The 17,442-nt window shown below is 40.1% G+C and carries 14 protein-coding genes and 2 rRNA genes; 5 read left to right on the forward strand and 11 right to left on the reverse strand.

Features of this window, described 5'->3' with window-relative positions; genetic code table 11:
• The 3 genes from GQR45_RS20745 to GQR45_RS20755 form a co-directional block, all read right to left on the reverse strand.
• Nucleotides 1-272, reverse strand: a 272-nt coding sequence (locus GQR45_RS20745) for a helix-turn-helix domain-containing protein (protein WP_165726910.1), incomplete at its 3' end; no start/stop codon positions are given.
• Nucleotides 273-376: 104 nt separating this feature from the next.
• Nucleotides 377-1,816 carry a bifunctional D-glycero-beta-D-manno-heptose-7-phosphate kinase/D-glycero-beta-D-manno-heptose 1-phosphate adenylyltransferase HldE gene (gene hldE / locus GQR45_RS20750; RefSeq protein ID WP_165726911.1) on the reverse strand — a complete coding sequence of 480 codons (1,440 nt, stop codon included), beginning with the start codon at nucleotides 1,814-1,816 and terminating at the stop codon, nucleotides 377-379.
• On the reverse strand, nucleotides 1,816-2,406 hold the full coding sequence (locus GQR45_RS20755; protein WP_002961065.1) for an SIS domain-containing protein: 591 nt from the start codon (nucleotides 2,404-2,406) through the stop codon (nucleotides 1,816-1,818). Before GQR45_RS20755 ends, hldE begins: the two co-directional genes overlap by 1 nt.
• A 182-nt stretch (nucleotides 2,407-2,588) precedes the next feature.
• Between GQR45_RS20755 and waaA the strand changes: the two genes are divergently transcribed.
• Nucleotides 2,589-3,887, forward strand: a complete 1,299-nt coding sequence (waaA, locus tag GQR45_RS20760; protein ID WP_165726912.1) for a lipid IV(A) 3-deoxy-D-manno-octulosonic acid transferase — start codon at nucleotides 2,589-2,591, stop codon at nucleotides 3,885-3,887.
• On the forward strand, nucleotides 3,884-4,432 hold the full coding sequence (locus tag GQR45_RS20765; RefSeq protein WP_024591451.1) for a DUF1415 domain-containing protein: 549 nt from the start codon (nucleotides 3,884-3,886) through the stop codon (nucleotides 4,430-4,432). Before waaA ends, GQR45_RS20765 begins: the two co-directional genes overlap by 4 nt.
• Before the next feature lie 48 nt (nucleotides 4,433-4,480).
• Here GQR45_RS20765 and GQR45_RS20770 read toward each other — a convergent pair whose 3' ends face one another.
• From GQR45_RS20770 to purL, 4 genes are all read right to left on the reverse strand, one after another.
• Nucleotides 4,481-4,810, reverse strand: a complete 330-nt coding sequence (locus tag GQR45_RS20770; protein ID WP_002961068.1) for a YdbL family protein — start codon at nucleotides 4,808-4,810, stop codon at nucleotides 4,481-4,483.
• Between the two features lie 11 nt (nucleotides 4,811-4,821).
• Nucleotides 4,822-5,019, reverse strand: a complete 198-nt coding sequence (locus tag GQR45_RS20775) for a YnbE family lipoprotein (protein WP_007378800.1) — start codon at nucleotides 5,017-5,019, stop codon at nucleotides 4,822-4,824.
• Between the two features lie 2 nt (nucleotides 5,020-5,021).
• Nucleotides 5,022-7,472, reverse strand: coding sequence for a YdbH domain-containing protein (locus tag GQR45_RS20780; RefSeq protein ID WP_165726913.1), 2,451 nt, complete (start codon nucleotides 7,470-7,472; stop codon nucleotides 5,022-5,024).
• Nucleotides 7,473-7,593: 121 nt separating this feature from the next.
• The gene (gene purL, locus GQR45_RS20785; protein ID WP_165726914.1) at nucleotides 7,594-11,484 is read right to left on the reverse strand and encodes a phosphoribosylformylglycinamidine synthase; all 3,891 of its coding nucleotides are present in this window, start codon (nucleotides 11,482-11,484) and stop codon (nucleotides 7,594-7,596) included.
• Nucleotides 11,485-11,695: 211 nt separating this feature from the next.
• Here purL and mltF point away from each other — a divergent pair, with 211 nt between their 5' ends.
• Both mltF and GQR45_RS20795 read left to right on the forward strand, forming a co-directional pair.
• The gene (gene mltF / locus GQR45_RS20790; protein WP_165726915.1) at nucleotides 11,696-13,216 is read left to right on the forward strand and encodes a membrane-bound lytic murein transglycosylase MltF; all 1,521 of its coding nucleotides are present in this window, start codon (nucleotides 11,696-11,698) and stop codon (nucleotides 13,214-13,216) included.
• A 163-nt stretch (nucleotides 13,217-13,379) separates the two neighbouring features.
• Nucleotides 13,380-13,547 (forward strand): hypothetical protein, encoded by a 168-nt coding sequence (locus tag GQR45_RS20795; protein ID WP_007584688.1) that lies wholly within the window; start codon nucleotides 13,380-13,382, stop codon nucleotides 13,545-13,547.
• A 2-nt stretch (nucleotides 13,548-13,549) separates the two neighbouring features.
• Here the strand turns inward: GQR45_RS20795 and tadA are convergent, their stop codons facing one another.
• Complete coding sequence (gene tadA / locus GQR45_RS20800) at nucleotides 13,550-14,065, reverse strand: tRNA adenosine(34) deaminase TadA (RefSeq protein WP_033026952.1); 516 nt, start codon at nucleotides 14,063-14,065, stop codon at nucleotides 13,550-13,552.
• A gap of 178 nt (nucleotides 14,066-14,243) precedes the next feature.
• Between tadA and GQR45_RS20805 the strand changes: the two genes are divergently transcribed.
• The gene (locus tag GQR45_RS20805; protein ID WP_010554383.1) at nucleotides 14,244-15,548 is read left to right on the forward strand and encodes an inosine/guanosine kinase; all 1,305 of its coding nucleotides are present in this window, start codon (nucleotides 14,244-14,246) and stop codon (nucleotides 15,546-15,548) included.
• A gap of 37 nt (nucleotides 15,549-15,585) precedes the next feature.
• Here GQR45_RS20805 and glsB read toward each other — a convergent pair whose 3' ends face one another.
• The 3 genes from glsB to rrf (GQR45_RS20820) all read right to left on the reverse strand — a co-directional run bounded on the left by glsB (nucleotide 15,586) and on the right by rrf (GQR45_RS20820) (nucleotide 17,354).
• The gene (glsB, locus tag GQR45_RS20810; protein WP_010554382.1) at nucleotides 15,586-16,509 is read right to left on the reverse strand and encodes a glutaminase B; all 924 of its coding nucleotides are present in this window, start codon (nucleotides 16,507-16,509) and stop codon (nucleotides 15,586-15,588) included.
• A 552-nt stretch (nucleotides 16,510-17,061) separates the two neighbouring features.
• Nucleotides 17,062-17,176, reverse strand: a 5S ribosomal RNA gene (gene rrf, locus GQR45_RS20815).
• Between the two features lie 63 nt (nucleotides 17,177-17,239).
• A 5S ribosomal RNA gene (rrf, locus tag GQR45_RS20820) occupies nucleotides 17,240-17,354 on the reverse strand.
• Between the last annotated feature and the right edge of the window lie 88 nt (nucleotides 17,355-17,442).

The raw sequence follows: 17,442 nt of genomic DNA on the forward strand, positions 1-17,442 counted from the left end.
CTCCACTTCTCATTAAGCTTCTGGGTAATTAAAGCCATCATTTCAGGTGTCATCTTAAGCGGTTTTCTTACACTTCTTCGGCGAAACAAAGCCCGCTCATGAGCTTGTTTGTGTCTGTAACCTCGCTTACCTGTATTTCTAGAAAGCTCTCTTGAAATCGTAGATTGCGATAAATTAGTTAGCTCAGCAATACTTTGTTGCGTAAAACCGCTTTTCTTTAGAACGGCGATCTGGCATCTTTGCGCATAGGTCAGTTGTTTGTAATGTCTCATTGTAAAATCTCTTGCCGGAGAAAAAGCAGTTAGCTTATGAGCAACTGACCACTTAATCTAGCCAAAACAAGTTATGCACTTACAATTTGAATCTAGGTCAGTAATTACTGTTTAATTTTACTAATTACTTTTGATGTTGAGCATCCATCTAAAAATTCAAGCACTTCAACTTTTCCGCCATGGCGAAGTACATGCTCAGCACCCGCTATTTGCTCTACGGTGTAGTCGCCACCCTTAACTAAAATATCAGGGCTTATCTGCTCGATTAATTTAGCGGGAGTATCGTTTTCATCTAGACTACCAAACGGAATAACCCAATCAACTGATGAAAGTGCGCTAAGTACCATTGCACGCTCATCTAGCGGGTTAATAGGACGATCTGCCCCCTTTAAGCGCGTAATAGATTCATCATTATTTAATCCAACAACGAGTCTATCGCCTCGGGCTTTAGCTTGTGCTAAATAACGCACATGCCCAGCATGTAAAATATCAAAGCAGCCATTAGTAAATACAATGGTTTCGCCATTTTGTTTTGCAAACTCAATATGTTGAAGGACATCATCAAATGGTGTTTGGTAATGCTCACCAGTAGTATGTAAATACTGACCAAGCTTACGACTTAACTCTTCTGGCGAAACTGTAGCTGCACCAAATTTACTAACCGCTATACCTGCCGCTAAGTTAGCAATTTCGACAGCATCTTTAGGTTCCATGCCCGCGCCAAGCATAACAGCTAATGTAGCTATAACCGTATCACCGGCCCCAGTCACATCGCTTACTTCAAGCTCTTGTGCTGCAAAATCAAACTTTTCATCTGCATTAATTAACGACATACCTTGCTCAGAACGCGTAAGCAACATGGCTTTAATGCCATTTTTGCTAATTAAATCACGCGCACTTACAGTTAAAGCCTCTTCTGAATCGGTTTGGCCACCCGCTAACTTAAACTCATGTAAATTAGGCGTAATGTAATCAGCACCTTCATATAAATGTAAATCTGGCGATTTAGGGTCAATTAAAACCGTCTTTCCGGCGCCCTTAGCAAGGCTTACCATCTCTTTAATTAAGCTTAAAGATCCTTTACTGTAATCAGAAAACACAATAAAGTCGTATTCATCAAGTACCAACTCTAAGCGGTTTAATAAAAGCTGGCTGTGTTGCTCCGTAAACGTTTCTTCTAAATCAAGACGAACGAGTTGTTGATGACGGCTAATAACACGCATTTTTGAAATAGTCGGTAAATCACATACACTGACTAATTGTGAACTTATTTTTTCACCTTTTAGAATAGTCTCTAAAATCTGCCCGCTTTCGTCCTCACCAATTAAACCCAATAAGCCAACTTTTGCATCTAACCGCGCTATATTTTTTGCAACGTTAGCTGCACCGCCCGCTTTGTCTTCAAATTTACTTACTTTAACAACCGGTACTGGCGCTTCAGGCGAAATGCGCCCTGTATCGCCATACCAATAACGGTCTAGCATTACATCGCCAACAACTAATATGCGTGCCGCTGATAAGTTTTTTAATAACGATAAATCCATTACTGCTGCTCCGCAACAACCATATCCATGGCTTCACATAACCAGTGACCTATAAACATGTGAGCTTCTTGAATACGTGCTGTTTCGTCGTTTTTTATAATGATAGGTAACTTAGCAATATCTTTTACTTTACCGCCATCACGCCCTGTTAATGCCACTGTAAAAGCGCCTAGTTTATTTGCAGCTTCTAATGCTAAGTTAATATTATTACTAGTACCTGATGTGGTTAAACCTATCACTAAATCTTCTGGCTTACATAGCGCTTGAACTTGGCGTTCAAACACCGTATCAAAGTGATAATCGTTACTGTGTGCTGTTAAAATTGATGTATCTGTAGTCAATGCCATTGAGGCAAGCGGACCACGTTCTAATTTGTAACGCACTACAAATTCTGCTGCTAAATGCTGCGCATCGGCTGCACTACCGCCGTTACCAAACCAAACAATCTTGCCACCAGCTTGTAATGCACTGTGGCATGCTTCTAACAGTTGCATAGATTCTTGATGATAAGCTTCCATCGTTTCAAATAATGCTTGATGACGGTTTAATGTTTCAACGTAGCTAGTTGCCACTGAATCGATAATTGACATGAAAAATTCCTCTAGGAACTGAAATAGCAGGGAAAAATTAAATCCATTATTCCATAATTTTATTTAATTGTGTGCATTTTATCGGGTTATAACTGAACCCAGACCATATTTTATTGCGAGTATGTTTAGAAAACGGCTATTTCACGGTAAACTAACGACACTTCCCTTTAAGAAAGATCAGTATGGCACGCATTTTTTACTCTCTAGCATTAATTTTTATTAGCCCACTGATTGTATTTTATCTCTATATTTTACGAGGTAAAAAAAACCAAGGTTATCGTGCACACTTTAAAGAGCGCTTTGGGTTTGTCAGTAAGTCTTTATTTACGACTAAAACCAAACCTTTAGTTTTTCATTGTGCTTCTGTTGGTGAGGTACTAGCCGCAACGCCGCTTATTAAAGCTCTTCAAAAAGCGCATCCAAATTTAAATATACTTATAACCTGTAATACTCCAACAGGCAGAGAGCAAATACTTAACCAGTTTAAAAATACTGTGGCGTGTAGCTACTTACCAATCGATTTTCCGTTTGCGACAGCCCGATTTTTAAAGCGTATAAAGCCACAAGCATTGTGTATTTTAGAAACAGAGCTATGGCCAAATTTAATGGCGATAAGCCACAAAAAAAACATACCAGTGCTTGTCATCAATGCAAGACTCTCAGAGAAATCGCAGCAGGGCTATCAAAAGGTCGCTAAATTAACGCATATTATTATGCGCTCAATTACGGTACTTGCGAGTCACAATAAAACAGATGCTAAACGTTTTATTGAACTTGGTCTTGAAGCTTCAAAAAGCCATGTAACAGGCTCTATAAAATTTGATATAACACCAAATGACGAGCAATTAGCCAAAGTACTCAACCTTAAACAGCTTTATAACAGTAATGAAGACAATAACGATGAGCGCTTTGTGTGGGTAGCAGGCTCAACACATCCTGTTGAGCATGAGCTGGTACTTTCAGCCCATCAAGAGTTACTAAAAAAACAACTGAACGCATTACTTATAATTGCCCCGCGCCATCCAGAGCAATTTGACAAAGTGGCAGAGCTTTTAACGCAAAGCCCACTTAGCTTTAGCCGTCGTAGCCAAAATAACTATAACAATGAGCAAGTACTTCTTGCTGATACGCTTGGTGAATTACAGTGTTTATATGGCGCTGCAAATGTGAGCTTTATTGGTGGCAGCTTAATTCGCAGAGGTGGGCATAACCCACTGGAATCAGCAGCGTTTTCGGTAGGTGTAATAACAGGTCCACACACATACAATTTTGACCATGTTTATCCCGAGCTAACAAAGCTCAAAGGTGCTGTAGTGGTTGATAGTAACGACGAACTCGCAAAGCAGCTTATAACGTTTAGCCAAAACACAAAAGCGTGCCAAACCTTAGGTATTAAAGCTGCGCAATGCGTAACTAAAAACCAAGGTGCTATACAAAAAACACTTACCATTATTAATCAATATTTAGAGCCAAAACCGTGACCAACATAGCTATAAGCCAAACCCGTGAATGGGTGTCATCTGTTATTGTTAAATATAACTTTTGCCCATTTGCTCGAAAAGAAGTAGAAAACAACTGTATTCATTACATAGTAAGCCCAGCAGCAACTATGGATGATGCTGTAATGGATATGCTTGAGCAATGTGTTGAGCTTGACCGTGAACCAGAGCGCGAAACAACCCTTATCATGTTTGACAATGGCTTTAGTGACTTTGAAGACTTTTTAGACTTGGTCGATTTAGCTAATGCACTTTTAGTCGCGCAAGGCTTTGAAGGGAAGTATCAAATTGCTAACTTTCATCCTGATTACGTATTTGCCGACAGCGATGAAACCGATGCCGCAAACTACACAAATAGAGCGCCCTTTCCTACATTGCATTTAATCCGCGAAGCAAGTATGAGCGAAGCACTTGATAGTTATAACGAGCCTGAATCTATTCCTGAGCATAATATAAATCTAGCAAGGCGTAAGGGGATTGATTTTTGGCAGCAGTTACTTGAAGGCTGTAAAAAACCGAGCGCTTAAATGCTCGGTTTTATTTTGGTTTGTGCAAAACAAGACAATAACAAACGCTTATTTTTTAACCCAGTTACCATTTACTTCAACGTAATGACCACTTTGGGTTTTTTCAATTGTTTTAGCAGCAGCAAGCGCTTCTACTTGTGAAAGTGACAAGTTATTCTTTTTAGCCAACTTTAAGTACTGCGCTTTACGCTTTGCATTTATATCATCAACAACGGCTTTTGCTTCTGCGTTTTGTACAACAAGCCCTAAATAACCAGAGCTATCTTCACCTACTAGACCTTGGTTTTTAGCGTCATCAAGGCTAATAGCCCACGCAGAGAACGACATACATACTGCACTAACTAACGTAATAATATTTAATTTTTTCTTCGTATTCATGTTCTAGCTCCTTAAAATAGCTCACTGTCGTCACTAAATAAATTGTCGAGTTCTTTATCTACTTTTACGCGAATTTCGTGATCGACCTTCACATTTAAATTAATAGTAATGGGCTCTTTAGCAGACACCTCAACACGATGCGTGCAGGCACTTAATGCACTAATAGCACTCAGCGCGAGCAGTACTTTTATCAATAACGACTGTCTCATTATTAGTTTCCTTTTTGTGAGTATTGTTGCTCAACTTTTTGTGTAATTTCGTCACTTAAACGCAGTGCACGTAAAAGTGTAAATACGTTTTCTTCGTGGTTATAATTAAAGTTAACCTGCTGCTGCTCTGCTTTATTATAGCCTTGCAAATTAACCCCTAGTTTTAACCAACCATCATTTTTTAGTGCCACACTGCTATTCAGTTTTTGAATATCTAAGTTAGTTAATAGCCCTAACACAGGTTGTAACTCTTGCTGTTGCTGCATTACTGAATCAAACGCGGCATTATTGGTAATTTTTAAATTACCTGTTCCTTGGCTAAATAAGCTACCGTCAATTATTTCAATTTTTCCACTATCAAAGTGAACCGGTAAAGACCCCGCCAAGCGCCCCGTTAATACAATGCCCGACTTATCGTCGAGTGTAACGAGTTTACTTGCATCAATGTTTTCAAACTTAACATTAGCAACTTGGCTTGGCTTCCCTATTGTGTAGGTATCTAATGAAAACTCGCCACCAAACACACTCCCTTTTACATCATTTATAAGCGCGGTATTGTTACTAACTTGCCATTGCCCTTCAATCGCTTTAACTACGGCACCCGCTCTAAACTCATTTAAATTAAAGGTAGTTGGTTTTACATTAAGCTTACCTGAATTATATTCTCCACTAAACACGCTATTCAAATCACTCGCAAGGTAATCGTTATACAGTGCACTTGTATGACTAATCCCTATATTGAACAGTGCATTTTGTAAGTTTATATCGCCACTAATATAGCCATTAAATTCGCCCTTAGTTAGCTGTGCAAGTGGCTCAAATTGACTAATAAATTTATTTAACAGCAGCGTACTTTGTTCAGGAATAATGACTTCAAACGGATGAGCTTGCGACGACATATGATGATTTACAACTAACTCAACATCGTTTATAAATGCGTGATGCGTAGCCTTTAGTGCACGGCTTTGTAGCCCCGTAGACTCTACTTTTATATTATTAAGTTTTATGTAGGGGCTATTAACAGCCTTTATATTCGTTTTTGCTGTTAGATCAGCAAATAACTCACCTACGCCTAAATTAGCATTTGCTGTTAATGTGTTACTCATATCTGTGACTTTAAATTCTTTATATTCCGCACTTTTTAATTGCTGCGTTAACGCTACCTCTGCGTTTAACTGTTTATCCATTTTTGCAGTTAAATCACCTTGGTATTGCACTGCACTTATATCAAACGCATCTACACTATTAAGCGTTAATTTAGCATTTATAAGCCCAATTGGTTTTGAGTCTATAAACTCACTTATATTAAAGTGACCACTAAGGCTAAGCCCATTCGCTGTTGCAGGAACAAACTCAGGCAAGCTTTCAAGCATAACGGCGTAATCGCCTTTAATTACAGCGCCAGATAACTGAGCATTAACGTTAATATTATTTATATCGGGTGTATTTATTTGAGCTGATAAAGTTGTCTGTAAGTACTCAAATGGAGATGTAATATTTAGTGTTGTATCTGTTATTAAAAAATCGAATAGCTTATCGCCTTCACTCATCAAATTAATTACAGGTACACTGAGCTCACTACCCTCTAAGCGAATTGATTGAGGGAGTTTAAGTTGCCAATTTAAAGGAACTTGTTTGCTAATAAAGCCTGCATATTCACTCGGTGGAATTAACTCAGTACAGCTTGGTGTTAGATTAATTTTGTTATTAAGCAAATCGGTATTAAACATTAACACTTGGCTATTTAAATTAAAATGAGTCGTCAATTTACCAGTGGTTAATACGTTAACTTTGCACTGCTCATAAGTGTGAGCAAGCTGGGAACTAATATCACCATTTAACTCAAGTTCTATACCATCAAAGCTAAACGCTTGCTGAGTATTAAAATTAGCATCTGCAATTAATGTATTTTTAGTGTTTATAACTTGCTTTAAAAGAGTGTCATTAATCGTAAACTGACCACTTACTTTATTAGCAGTCAAAGTTGCACTCGCGTTTATATCACCCGTGACATTAAATTTATTTAGTGTGGGTTCTAATATACTTATTTTAAGTGGCTTATTGAGCTCGTCACTTTTTACTACAAACTGTTTAATGCTGATTAATGGGCGATTTAAGGGAAGCGCTAAATCGAGATTTTTAGCAAGTTGATTAGCATTATCACTTTTAGGGAGTGAATTAACCGTTAGCACTGCATTTTTAATATCTACACGCTTTGTATTTGCAGTAATACCAGTGAGTTGTAATTGTTGATTTTGATAATTTACACACACTCTGTCAGCATGAATATTTAGTTCAGACGTAATTGAAAAATCGAGACAACTTAACGTAATGCCTGCTTTTTTGAGCTCAGGCGCTATAACCCACTGCAATAGCGGCAAGCGAAATACATAACCAAGCAGCAAGGTACTTAGCAATACAACGCCAACAATTAAACCAACTCGCTTAAACATACTATCCTTAAATGCTTTGTGCTTTTAGCTAAAACTATACTAATCAAAAAAGGCTGCACAATGCAGCCTTTTTTATTTTACAGTAAGATTATGAATCTAACTTGTATAAACGCAAATGTAATTAACCTACGTTTTTACGTGCGTTACGGAACATACGCATCCACGGGCTATCCTCGATCCACTCATCAGGATGCCAAGAGTTGGCAACGCTTCTGAATACACGTTCTGGATGCGGCATCATTACAGTGGCGCGACCATCAGTTGACGTAATACCTGTAATACCTTCTGGAGAACCATTAGGGTTAGCTGGGTACTGCGTAGTAGGGTTACCGTAGTTATCTACAAACTTAACCGCTACAGTGCCGCTATTAAGCGCCGCTTTAGTAGCTGCATCGTTTGCAAACTCAGCATGACCTTCACCATGAGAAACCGCTATAGGCATACGCGAGCCAGCCATTCCATTAAAGAACACAGACGGATTCTCTTGTATTTCTACTAAACTAAAGCGTGCTTCAAAACGCTCTGATTTATTAGTTACAAAGCGCGGCCAATGTTCAGTGCCAGGGATCAGCTCTTTTAACGTTGATAACATTTGGCAACCGTTACATACACCTAAACTAAAGGTATCTTCACGGTGGAAGAAGTTTTGGAACTGATCGCGTGCCATGTCGTTAAACAAAATAGACTTAGCCCAACCTTCACCCGCACCAAGTACGTCACCGTATGAGAAACCACCACATGCCACTAAACCTTTAAATTGATCTAGTGTTAAACGACCTTCTAAAATGTCGCTCATGTGTACATCAACGGCTGCAAAACCTGCGCGATTAAACGCTGCCGCCATTTCTAAATGAGAGTTAACACCCTGCTCACGTAAAATAGCCATTTGCGGTTTAGCACCGGTTGCAATGTATGGTGCAGCTATATCTTCGTTTAAATCAAAGTTAAGTTTTACGTTTAAGCCTGGATCTTTTGCATCAAATTTAGCATCAAACTCTTGCTTAGCACATTCAGGGTTATCACGGCGTGCTTGCATTTGATACGTTGTTTCAGCCCAAATAGTACGAAGTTCAGTACGCGTATGATTAAGTACCGTATTTTCGCCACGGTTAAATATAATCGTATCATCGCCATTAAGCGTGCCAATGTTGTGGCTAATTGCTGCTATACCATGTTGTTCAAACACCGCATTTACTGCATCTAAATCAGCATTTGCTACTTGGATTACGGCACCTAGCTCTTCGTTATAAAGCGCTTCAATGTCTGAACCTGTTAAACCAGCTAAATCAACTGTTACACCGGTATGACCCGTAAACGCCATTTCAGCAACCGTGGTAAATAAACCACCGTCTGAGCGGTCATGATAAGCAAGTAACTTACTATCAGCCACAAGCGCTTGCATTGCGTTATAAAAGCCTTTTAATAACTCAGGGCTATCAACATCAGGTGTTACATCACCCAATTGCTTATAAACTTGCGCAAGGCTTGATGCGCCCATGCGGTTTTTACCCGCACCTAAATCAACTAATATAAGCGATGTATCGCCTTTATCTGTGCGCAGTTGTGGCGTTACTGTTTTACGTACGTCGTCAACACGACCAAACGCAGTTATAACCAGTGAAAGCGGCGACGTTACTGACTTCTCTTGTGAGTCACCTTCATCTTTCCATGTCGTTTTCATTGACATAGAATCTTTACCCACTGGAATCGTTAAACCAAGCGCAGGACAAAGCTCTTCGCCTACGGCTTTAACCGCTTCGTATAAACCAGCATCTTCACCTGGGTGACCCGCTGCTGCCATCCAGTTTGCCGATAACTTAATGTTTTCAAGGCTACCGATGTTTGCACAGGCAATATTAGTTAACGACTCAGCTACAGCTATACGAGCAGATGCACCGTAATTAAGTAATGCTGCAGGAGTACGCTCACCGAGTGACATAGCTTCACCGTGGTAAGTATCATACGTTGCCGCAGTTACTGCACAGTTAGCAACAGGCACTTGCCAAGGACCGACCATTTGATCGCGCGCTACTAAACCCGTAACTGAGCGATCGCCGATTGTGATTAGGAATGTTTTTTCTGCAATGGCTGGTAAACGCATTAAGCGCTGCGCTGCATCTGCTGCATTTATTAATGTAGTATCAAGCGCTTTACCAACAACGTGCTTTGACGTTACATCGCGGTGCATTTTAGGTGCTTTACCTAATAATACGTCCAGCGGTAAATCAACAGGGTTGTTTTCAAAATGGCTGTCTGACACTGTTAAGTGAGGTTCAGCGGTTGCTTCACCAATAACAGCGTACTGGGCACGTTCACGCTTACAAATTGCTTCAAAGCGGTCAAAATCCTCTACGCCAACAGCAAGTACATAGCGTTCTTGTGATTCATTACACCAAATTTCGTGTGGTGCCATGCCTGGCTCATCGTTAGGAATGCTACGTAATTGGAACTTACCACCACGTCCGCCATCGTTAACAAGCTCAGGAAACGCATTTGATAAACCGCCAGCACCTACATCGTGGATAAATGCAATTGGGTTTTCATCACCTAGCTGCCAACATTTATCGATAACTTCTTGGCAACGACGTTCCATTTCTGGGTTTTCGCGTTGTACTGAAGCAAAATCTAAATCTTCGTTTGATTGACCTGAAGCCATGCTTGATGCAGCACCACCGCCTAAACCAATGTTCATTGCAGGTCCACCTAGCGCAATTAATTTAGCGCCAACAGGAATATCGCCTTTTTGGACATGATCAGAGCGAATATTACCTAAACCACCGGCAAGCATAATGGGTTTATGGTAACCACGTACTTCTTCGCCATTATGGCTTGTTACTTTTTCTTCGTAAGTACGGAAGTAGCCTAATAAGTTGGGACGACCAAACTCATTATTAAATGCAGCCCCACCTAGTGGACCCTCTGTCATTATATCAAGCGCGTTAACAATACGACTCGGCTTACCAAAATCGCTTTCCCATGGTTGCTCGTAACCTGGAATACGTAAGTTTGATACAGTAAAGCCAACTAAACCTGCTTTTGGCTTAGAGCCACGACCAGTTGCGCCTTCATCGCGAATTTCACCACCAGAGCCTGTAGCCGCACCAGAGAATGGGGCAATCGCTGTTGGGTGGTTATGCGTTTCAACTTTCATTAGTATTTCAATGTCTTCTTGATGATACGCATATTCACCTTGCGCATTTGGGAAGAAGCGACCCGCTTTTGAGCCTTTCATTACTGCCGCGTTATCTTTATACGCCGACAATACATTTTCAGGGTTTAACTCAAACGTATTTTTAATCATTTTAAACAGCGATTTTGGCTGCTCTTTTCCATCAATTGTCCAGTCAGCATTAAATATTTTATGGCGACAATGCTCTGAGTTTGCTTGTGCAAACATAAACAATTCGATGTCGTTAGGGTTACGTCCTAACTTTATAAAGTTTTCTACCAAGTAATCTATTTCGTCATCAGCAAGGGCAAAACCTTGCTCAACATTGGCTATTGCTAATGCTTCGCGTCCGCCGCCTAAAATATCAACAGACGACATTTGGCGCGGTGCATCACTGCGAAACAGTTGTGCAGCATCTTCAAGCTCACTATGCGTGGCTTCGGTCATACGGTCGTGTAATAACGCAATTACTTGTGCAAGTTGTTCTGCGTTTAAGTCACCTTCAACATAATAAGCAATACCGCGTTCAACACGGTGAACCTGTTTTAAACCACAGTTATGGGCAATATCGGTTGCTTTAGATGCCCAAGGTGAAATGGTACCTGGGCGAGGTGTAACAAGTACAAGTTTGCCAGCTGGGGTATGCTCAGCAATAGTTGGACCGTAAGTTAATAGTTTTTCAAGCTTGGTTTGCTCGGAGCTACTCAACGGCGATGTTAAATCGGCAAAGTGAGCATACTCGGCGTATACGTTAGTGACTGGAAGTTGCGATTGTTGGCAACGCGCTAAAATTTTATTAACTCTGAACTCTGACAGTGCTGGTGCACCACGAAGGATCAACATAGGTAATTTCATCCGGGGTTAGGGATTGAACGATATTTTAGGCACGCATTATAGTCCAATTAGCATTCAGATTTAACTCAAAATTACGCTTTTCATAAAATTAACTTTTTAGCTTTATTTATAGCCTCTTTTGGTTAATAAAATAAAAGGTAAAGTGACGCGATGGCTTAGTTTTGCTATAACGGTGACTGGCGAGCTTAAGGGGCACTCAATGTTCAAAGAAAAACTAATAATAATCATTACTTTAGTTATGCTGTTATGTGCATGCGATATGCAAGAGCAGCCAACTCAACTCGCCCAAATAAAAGAACACAATAAAATACGTGTGGGTACCCTTGCGAGTGCTAGTAATTATTATCAAGCCGTTCAAGGTGAGCAAGGCTTTGAATATGAGTTATCTCAGGCCTTCGCTGAATATTTAGGTGTAGAGCTTGAAATAGTCCCTTTCTTTAACTTATCTGACATGTTTGAACGCCTTGAAAGCGGTGATTTAGATTTGATAGCATCAGGACTTACCTATAATAAAACCCGTGCAGAGCAATACCGTTACGGACCAACTTACAGAACAATCAGCCAAAAGTTAGTTTATAAACAAGGGCGCGTTCGTCCTCGAGAGTTTGACGATTTAGATGGCAACTTTACGGTTATAGCTAAAAGTAGCCACTCGCTTACTCTACAAAAAATGAAGAAGAACAATCCAGATCTCACTTGGATAGAAAGCGAAGAGTTTGATGAAGAAGAACTACTTCAAGCAGTTATTGATGGCGAGATAGATTACACACTCGCTGATACGCATACGCTATCGCTGTTTCGCCGTTATCACCCAAATTTAAGCATTGGTTTTTCAGTTAGCCATAACGACCCGATTGCATGGATACTTAATAAATCTAAAGACGACTCTTTATATGCGTTGTTGGTGCCATTTTTTGGTGACGTTAAGCAAAGTAACCAGCTCTATGTACTTGAAGAAAAATACTTTGGTCACGTACGCCAATTTAACTATGTAAATACCCTAGCCTATATAGAAGCAATTAAAGAAACCTTACCAACATACCAGCCATGGTTTGAACAATATGCAGGTAGCCTTGACTGGCGATTATTAGCGGCACTAAGCTATCAAGAATCTATGTGGAATCCTCGCGCTAAATCACCAACAGGTGTGCGCGGCATCATGATGCTAACTCGCAGTACAGCCAAACAAGTAGGTGTTACTAACCGGTTAGAACCAGAGCAAAACATTCGTGGTGGTGCTAAATACTTAAGCAAGCTTATTAAACGTATTCCTGACCGTATCCCGCAACCCGACCGCACATGGCTTGCTTTGGCCGGATACAATGTAGGTTGGGGGCACGTTAACGACGCACGTATAATTACCGAACAGCAAGGCGCAAGTCCTGACAAATGGGCTGATGTAAAAAAACGCCTACCGCTATTAATTAAAAAGCGCTATTACCGTAAAACTCGCTACGGTTATGCCCGAGGCGATGTAGCTGTTAAATATGTTGATAATATTCGTCGCTATTACGATGCACTTGTTTGGCTAGATGAAAATGATGCTATTGCTGCAGAGCCTGAGCCAGAACCAATTACAGAGTTGAGCACTGATACTGAGCTAAGGCTAAACGAAAAAAGTGAAGTGAAAAGTGAAGTAAAAAGTAAGGCAGATGAAGCTCAAACAGAAAAACAACAACCTATAATCGAGCCCGAACAGTCGAGTGAAAACAATAACTAAGATTAAGATAAGCACCCGTTTATTGAGCATGTCAGTAAGCAAAATTTAAGTAAATTAAATATCTGTTTACTTGTCACCAAATGATCACTAATGTGTGTTAATTGTATATCATTATTTTATAAGATATACCCGTGCCTTTCTCACTCTTGCATTAGGAGAAAACATGCTAAAACGTAGACGCACACAAAGATTAAAACGCAATGTCATTTATTCAACGGCCACACGTCGTCGTGTTATGTTGCGAAAACTACACAAAAAAATCATCTGGCGTCGCCGAATGTTTGCTATGCAGCAAATGGCTGAATCAGAAATAGAGCCAATCGCTAGTTAACTTTAGTTAGGCTTATTTATTTGTTCATCACGAGCAGCTTTCTTAGCTGCTTTAATTTGCGCTCTTCTACGTTTAAAAAAATTCGAAATAGTATCCCCGCACTGCTGTGCCAAAACACCACCGCACACCTCAACTTGATGATTTAACTTAGGCTCTTGTAATAAATTCATAATTGAACCCGCAGACCCTGTTTTAGCATCGACTGCTCCAAATACTAAACGCTTTATTCTGCTATGCACTAACAATCCCGCACACATAGAACAAGGCTCTAACGTCACGTATAGGGTGCAATCAATTAAGCGGTAATTGTTAAGGACTTTTCCAGCTTCTCGCACTGCAATCATTTCGGCATGGGCAGATGGGTCATTATCCGTTATTGAGCGGTTATACCCAACTGAAACTAGCTGGTTATCTTTGACTACAATTGCTCCAACCGGAATTTCATCAAGCAGCTCTGCTTGCTTTGCATACAAAAGCGCTTGTTCCATCCAGTAGGAATCATCAAATGGTTCGTTCATTATTTCTACTTAAATAACCTTTTATGCTGTAATTATACCTAGTTAGCACTCTAAAGTGCGCCATTCATTACTTTATTGCAAAAATAAAACAATATTTACCCGTTTGTAATGGCTCACTAGTGCTGATTTACGCTATAATCTCACGCTTTTTTTATTTAGCTCACAACACGGGTAGCAAATGAAATTTCCTGGACGCCGCAGGCATAAACATTATTTTCCAGTGGAAGCCAAAGATCCACTTACCAATCAACTTAACGCAACAGAGCGATTACAACGTAGTTATATTACGGGTATCGATCAGATCGTTGTTGATATAGAGGCAAAAGTTGATCAAGCTTTCCTTGACGAATTTCAACTACGTAGAGGGATGTCGCAAGTTATTGATAGCGATACAACAAACGCCTTATACGATCGTTTAAAATTAAACAATATGGTTGATTTTGAGTTTGCCGGTGGAACCATTGGTAACACTATGCACAACTACTCTGTACTTGCAGATGATCGCTCAGTTTTATTAGGCGTAATGAGCGAAAATATAAAAATAGGTAGCTACGCTTACCGTTTTTTATGTAATACCTCAAGCCGTGTAGACTTAAACTACCTTCAACCAGTTGATGGGCCTGTAGGCCGTTGTTTTACATTAATTGATGAAACCGGTGAGCGTACTTTTGCAATAAGTGCAGGCCTAATGAATCACTTACGTCCTGAATCTATCGATAAAGACCTTATTGAGAATTCATCAGCGTTAGTGATTAGTGCCTATCTTATGCGTACTCAAGGTAGCGAAACAATGACTGAAGCCACTATGCAAGCGGTAAAATACGCTAATGATGCAGGTGTGCCAGTTGTGCTTACACTCGGTACTAAGTTCTTAATTGAACAAGACCCTACTTGGTGGGCAAACTTTGTTGAAAAGCATGTTGATATTCTTGCTATGAACGAAGAAGAAGGTTTAGCTATTACAGGTTTTGAAGATCCTCTTCTAGCTGCTGATAAAGCACTTGATTGGGTAGACTTAGTTATTTGTACCGCTGGCGAAAAAGGCTTATTTATGGCCGGCTACGTAGACGAAAGCTTAAAGCGTGAAACCGAATACCCGTTACTACCAGGCGCCATACCTGATTTTAACCGTTACGAATTCTCACGAGCTATGCGTAAAGATGAGTGTGATGAACCTATCAGAGCATATAGTCATACGGCCCCATTTATGGGTGGACCTGATTCAATCAAAAACACCAATGGTGCAGGTGATTGCGCACTTGCGGCTGTGCTTCATGATTTGTCAGCGAATGTTTACCATAAGCTTAATGTGGCAAACTCAGCTAAACATCAGCAACAAGCTATTACTTACTCGTCACTATCGCAAATTAGTAAATATGCTAACCGAGCGAGCTATGAAGTATTAGTTCAGCACTCTCCGCGTTTATCTCGTGGCTTACCTGAACGTGAAGATTGTTTAGAACAAGTTTATTGGGAACAATAAATAACGGTGGGAGCAATTATTGCTCCCTATCGATTTCCTAAAAAATAGAAATATCGAGCTTTTTAGATAGCAGTTCCAGCGCTGCAATTCCTGCAACCGAATTACCAAACGAATTAAGCCCCGGTGAATAAACAGCTACAGTAAACTTATTTGGTAACACAGCTAAAATAGTTCCTGACACTCCCGACTTACCTGGCATACCCACTCTGTAACCAAAATCCCCCGCAGCATCATATAAACCACTCGTGAATAAAAGCGAATTAAGCTGTTTATTCTGACGACTACTTAAAACGCGTTTACCAGAGCTATAATCAACACCTTTATTAGCTAAAAAATTATAAGCTTTTGCTAATTCAATACAGTTGAGCTCAATAGAGCAAAAGTTAAAGTAAGCCCACAAAACATCATCTACTTCGTTTTCAAAATTACCAAACGATTTCATCAAATGCGCCATCGCAGCATTTCGGTGCCTGAACTCATACTCTGAATTAGCGACTTTTTTATCAATTACTACGCCTCTATTACCAGCTAATAACCTGAAGGTTTCGAGCATAGAATGCATTGGCGCAGATAAGCGGCTGTATAATGCATCACACGTTACAATTGCGCCTGCATTGATGAATGGGTTACGAGGAATCCCCTTTTCAAATTCAAGCTGTGTAAGCGAGTTAAAGGCTGTACCTGAGGGTTCCTTTCCGACTCTATGCCAAAGTTCATCACCATAACGCTGTAGTGCCATAGTAAGTGTCATAACTTTAGAAACTGATTGAATAGTGAAGCGTTGAGAACAATCCCCCGCACATACAGTTTCACCATCAGTTGTATAAATAGCGATAGAAAATTGTTCCGGATCAACCTCGGCAAGCGCCGGTATATAATCAGCTACTTTCCCTTGTGATAATAAAGGACGTACTTCATGTGCTATTTCATCAAGCACCTTTTGGTAATCAGCTGTAGGCAATCTAGACCTCTATATCGTCATTCATAAGAATTGGATTTTAACACGCGCTATTAGGTGCACCTAGTTTTGTTGTCGAATTTAACGGTGAGATTTTACTAAATTTAAATAGAAAAAAACGTCACATTACTGTATCTGGTTTCTCTTAATTAAATTCATGATGCCCACTGCGGTGGAGAGTCACAGTGCAAATGCTACGAACTCATTGTCGAGCGGAGGTTTTTATGATTTTAGCGTCGGGAGTCGCTACGCTCGCCCGACCTACGTGATGGGTGTTGCTGTATATGTATGTTAATTTGCGAATTTTACTTTTCTACAATTTGAGGTCTGTGTGCTACGTACAGCGGTAGAGGGCCATATAACAAATGCTACACTATTGTTGTTCAGGACTAGTCTTCAAGCTGTTTTGTTTAATGTATAGGAGTAAAAATGCCGTAGAGCACATGATATGTAGGAGCGACAACTACTGAGATCTGTCTGGGCTTTTGGCTATTTATTAAAACCCAGACAGCAAAAAAACCGTTACATTGCTGTAACGGGTTTCTCTTAATTAAATCCTGGTAATGTCCTACTTTCACATAGCAAATGCTACACTATCATCGGCGCTGTTTCGTTTCACTACTGAGTTCGGCATGGAATCAGGTGGGTCCAAAACGCTATTGTCACCAAGAAAATTCTTTTCAATTTTCTTATTTTTAATTATTAAGATTAAAGTCCTTCGACTGAATTTGAAGCCTGGTAATGTCCTACTTTCACATAGCAAATGCTACACTATCATCGGCGCTGTTTCGTTTCACTACTGAGTTCGGCATGGAATCAGGTGGGTCCAAAACGCTATTGTCACCAAGCAAATTTGGGCGTTAATTCGTATCGCTACGCACTAACTGAATTTGGAAAATATCTGATAATATTTTTTAAGTCTTTCTTAAGTAATAT

It is taken from the genome of Pseudoalteromonas sp. SA25, assembly GCF_011378705.1.
GTDB classification, from domain to species: domain Bacteria; phylum Pseudomonadota; class Gammaproteobacteria; order Enterobacterales; family Alteromonadaceae; genus Pseudoalteromonas; species Pseudoalteromonas arctica.

Coding starts and splice junctions, on each gene's coding strand:
- hldE (WP_165726911.1), bottom strand. CDS start 1,816: ATGGATTTATCGTTATTAAAAAACTTATCAGCGGCACGCATATTAGTT.
- GQR45_RS20755 (WP_002961065.1), bottom strand. CDS start 2,406: ATGTCAATTATCGATTCAGTGGCAACTAGCTACGTTGAAACATTAAAC.
- waaA (WP_165726912.1), top strand. CDS start 2,589: ATGGCACGCATTTTTTACTCTCTAGCATTAATTTTTATTAGCCCACTG.
- GQR45_RS20770 (WP_002961068.1), bottom strand. CDS start 4,810: ATGAATACGAAGAAAAAATTAAATATTATTACGTTAGTTAGTGCAGTA.
- GQR45_RS20775 (WP_007378800.1), bottom strand. CDS start 5,019: ATGAGACAGTCGTTATTGATAAAAGTACTGCTCGCGCTGAGTGCTATT.
- GQR45_RS20780 (WP_165726913.1), bottom strand. CDS start 7,472: ATGTTTAAGCGAGTTGGTTTAATTGTTGGCGTTGTATTGCTAAGTACC.
- purL (WP_165726914.1), bottom strand. CDS start 11,484: ATGTTGATCCTTCGTGGTGCACCAGCACTGTCAGAGTTCAGAGTTAAT.
- mltF (WP_165726915.1), top strand. CDS start 11,696: ATGTTCAAAGAAAAACTAATAATAATCATTACTTTAGTTATGCTGTTA.
- GQR45_RS20795 (WP_007584688.1), top strand. CDS start 13,380: ATGCTAAAACGTAGACGCACACAAAGATTAAAACGCAATGTCATTTAT.
- tadA (WP_033026952.1), bottom strand. CDS start 14,065: ATGAACGAACCATTTGATGATTCCTACTGGATGGAACAAGCGCTTTTG.
- GQR45_RS20805 (WP_010554383.1), top strand. CDS start 14,244: ATGAAATTTCCTGGACGCCGCAGGCATAAACATTATTTTCCAGTGGAA.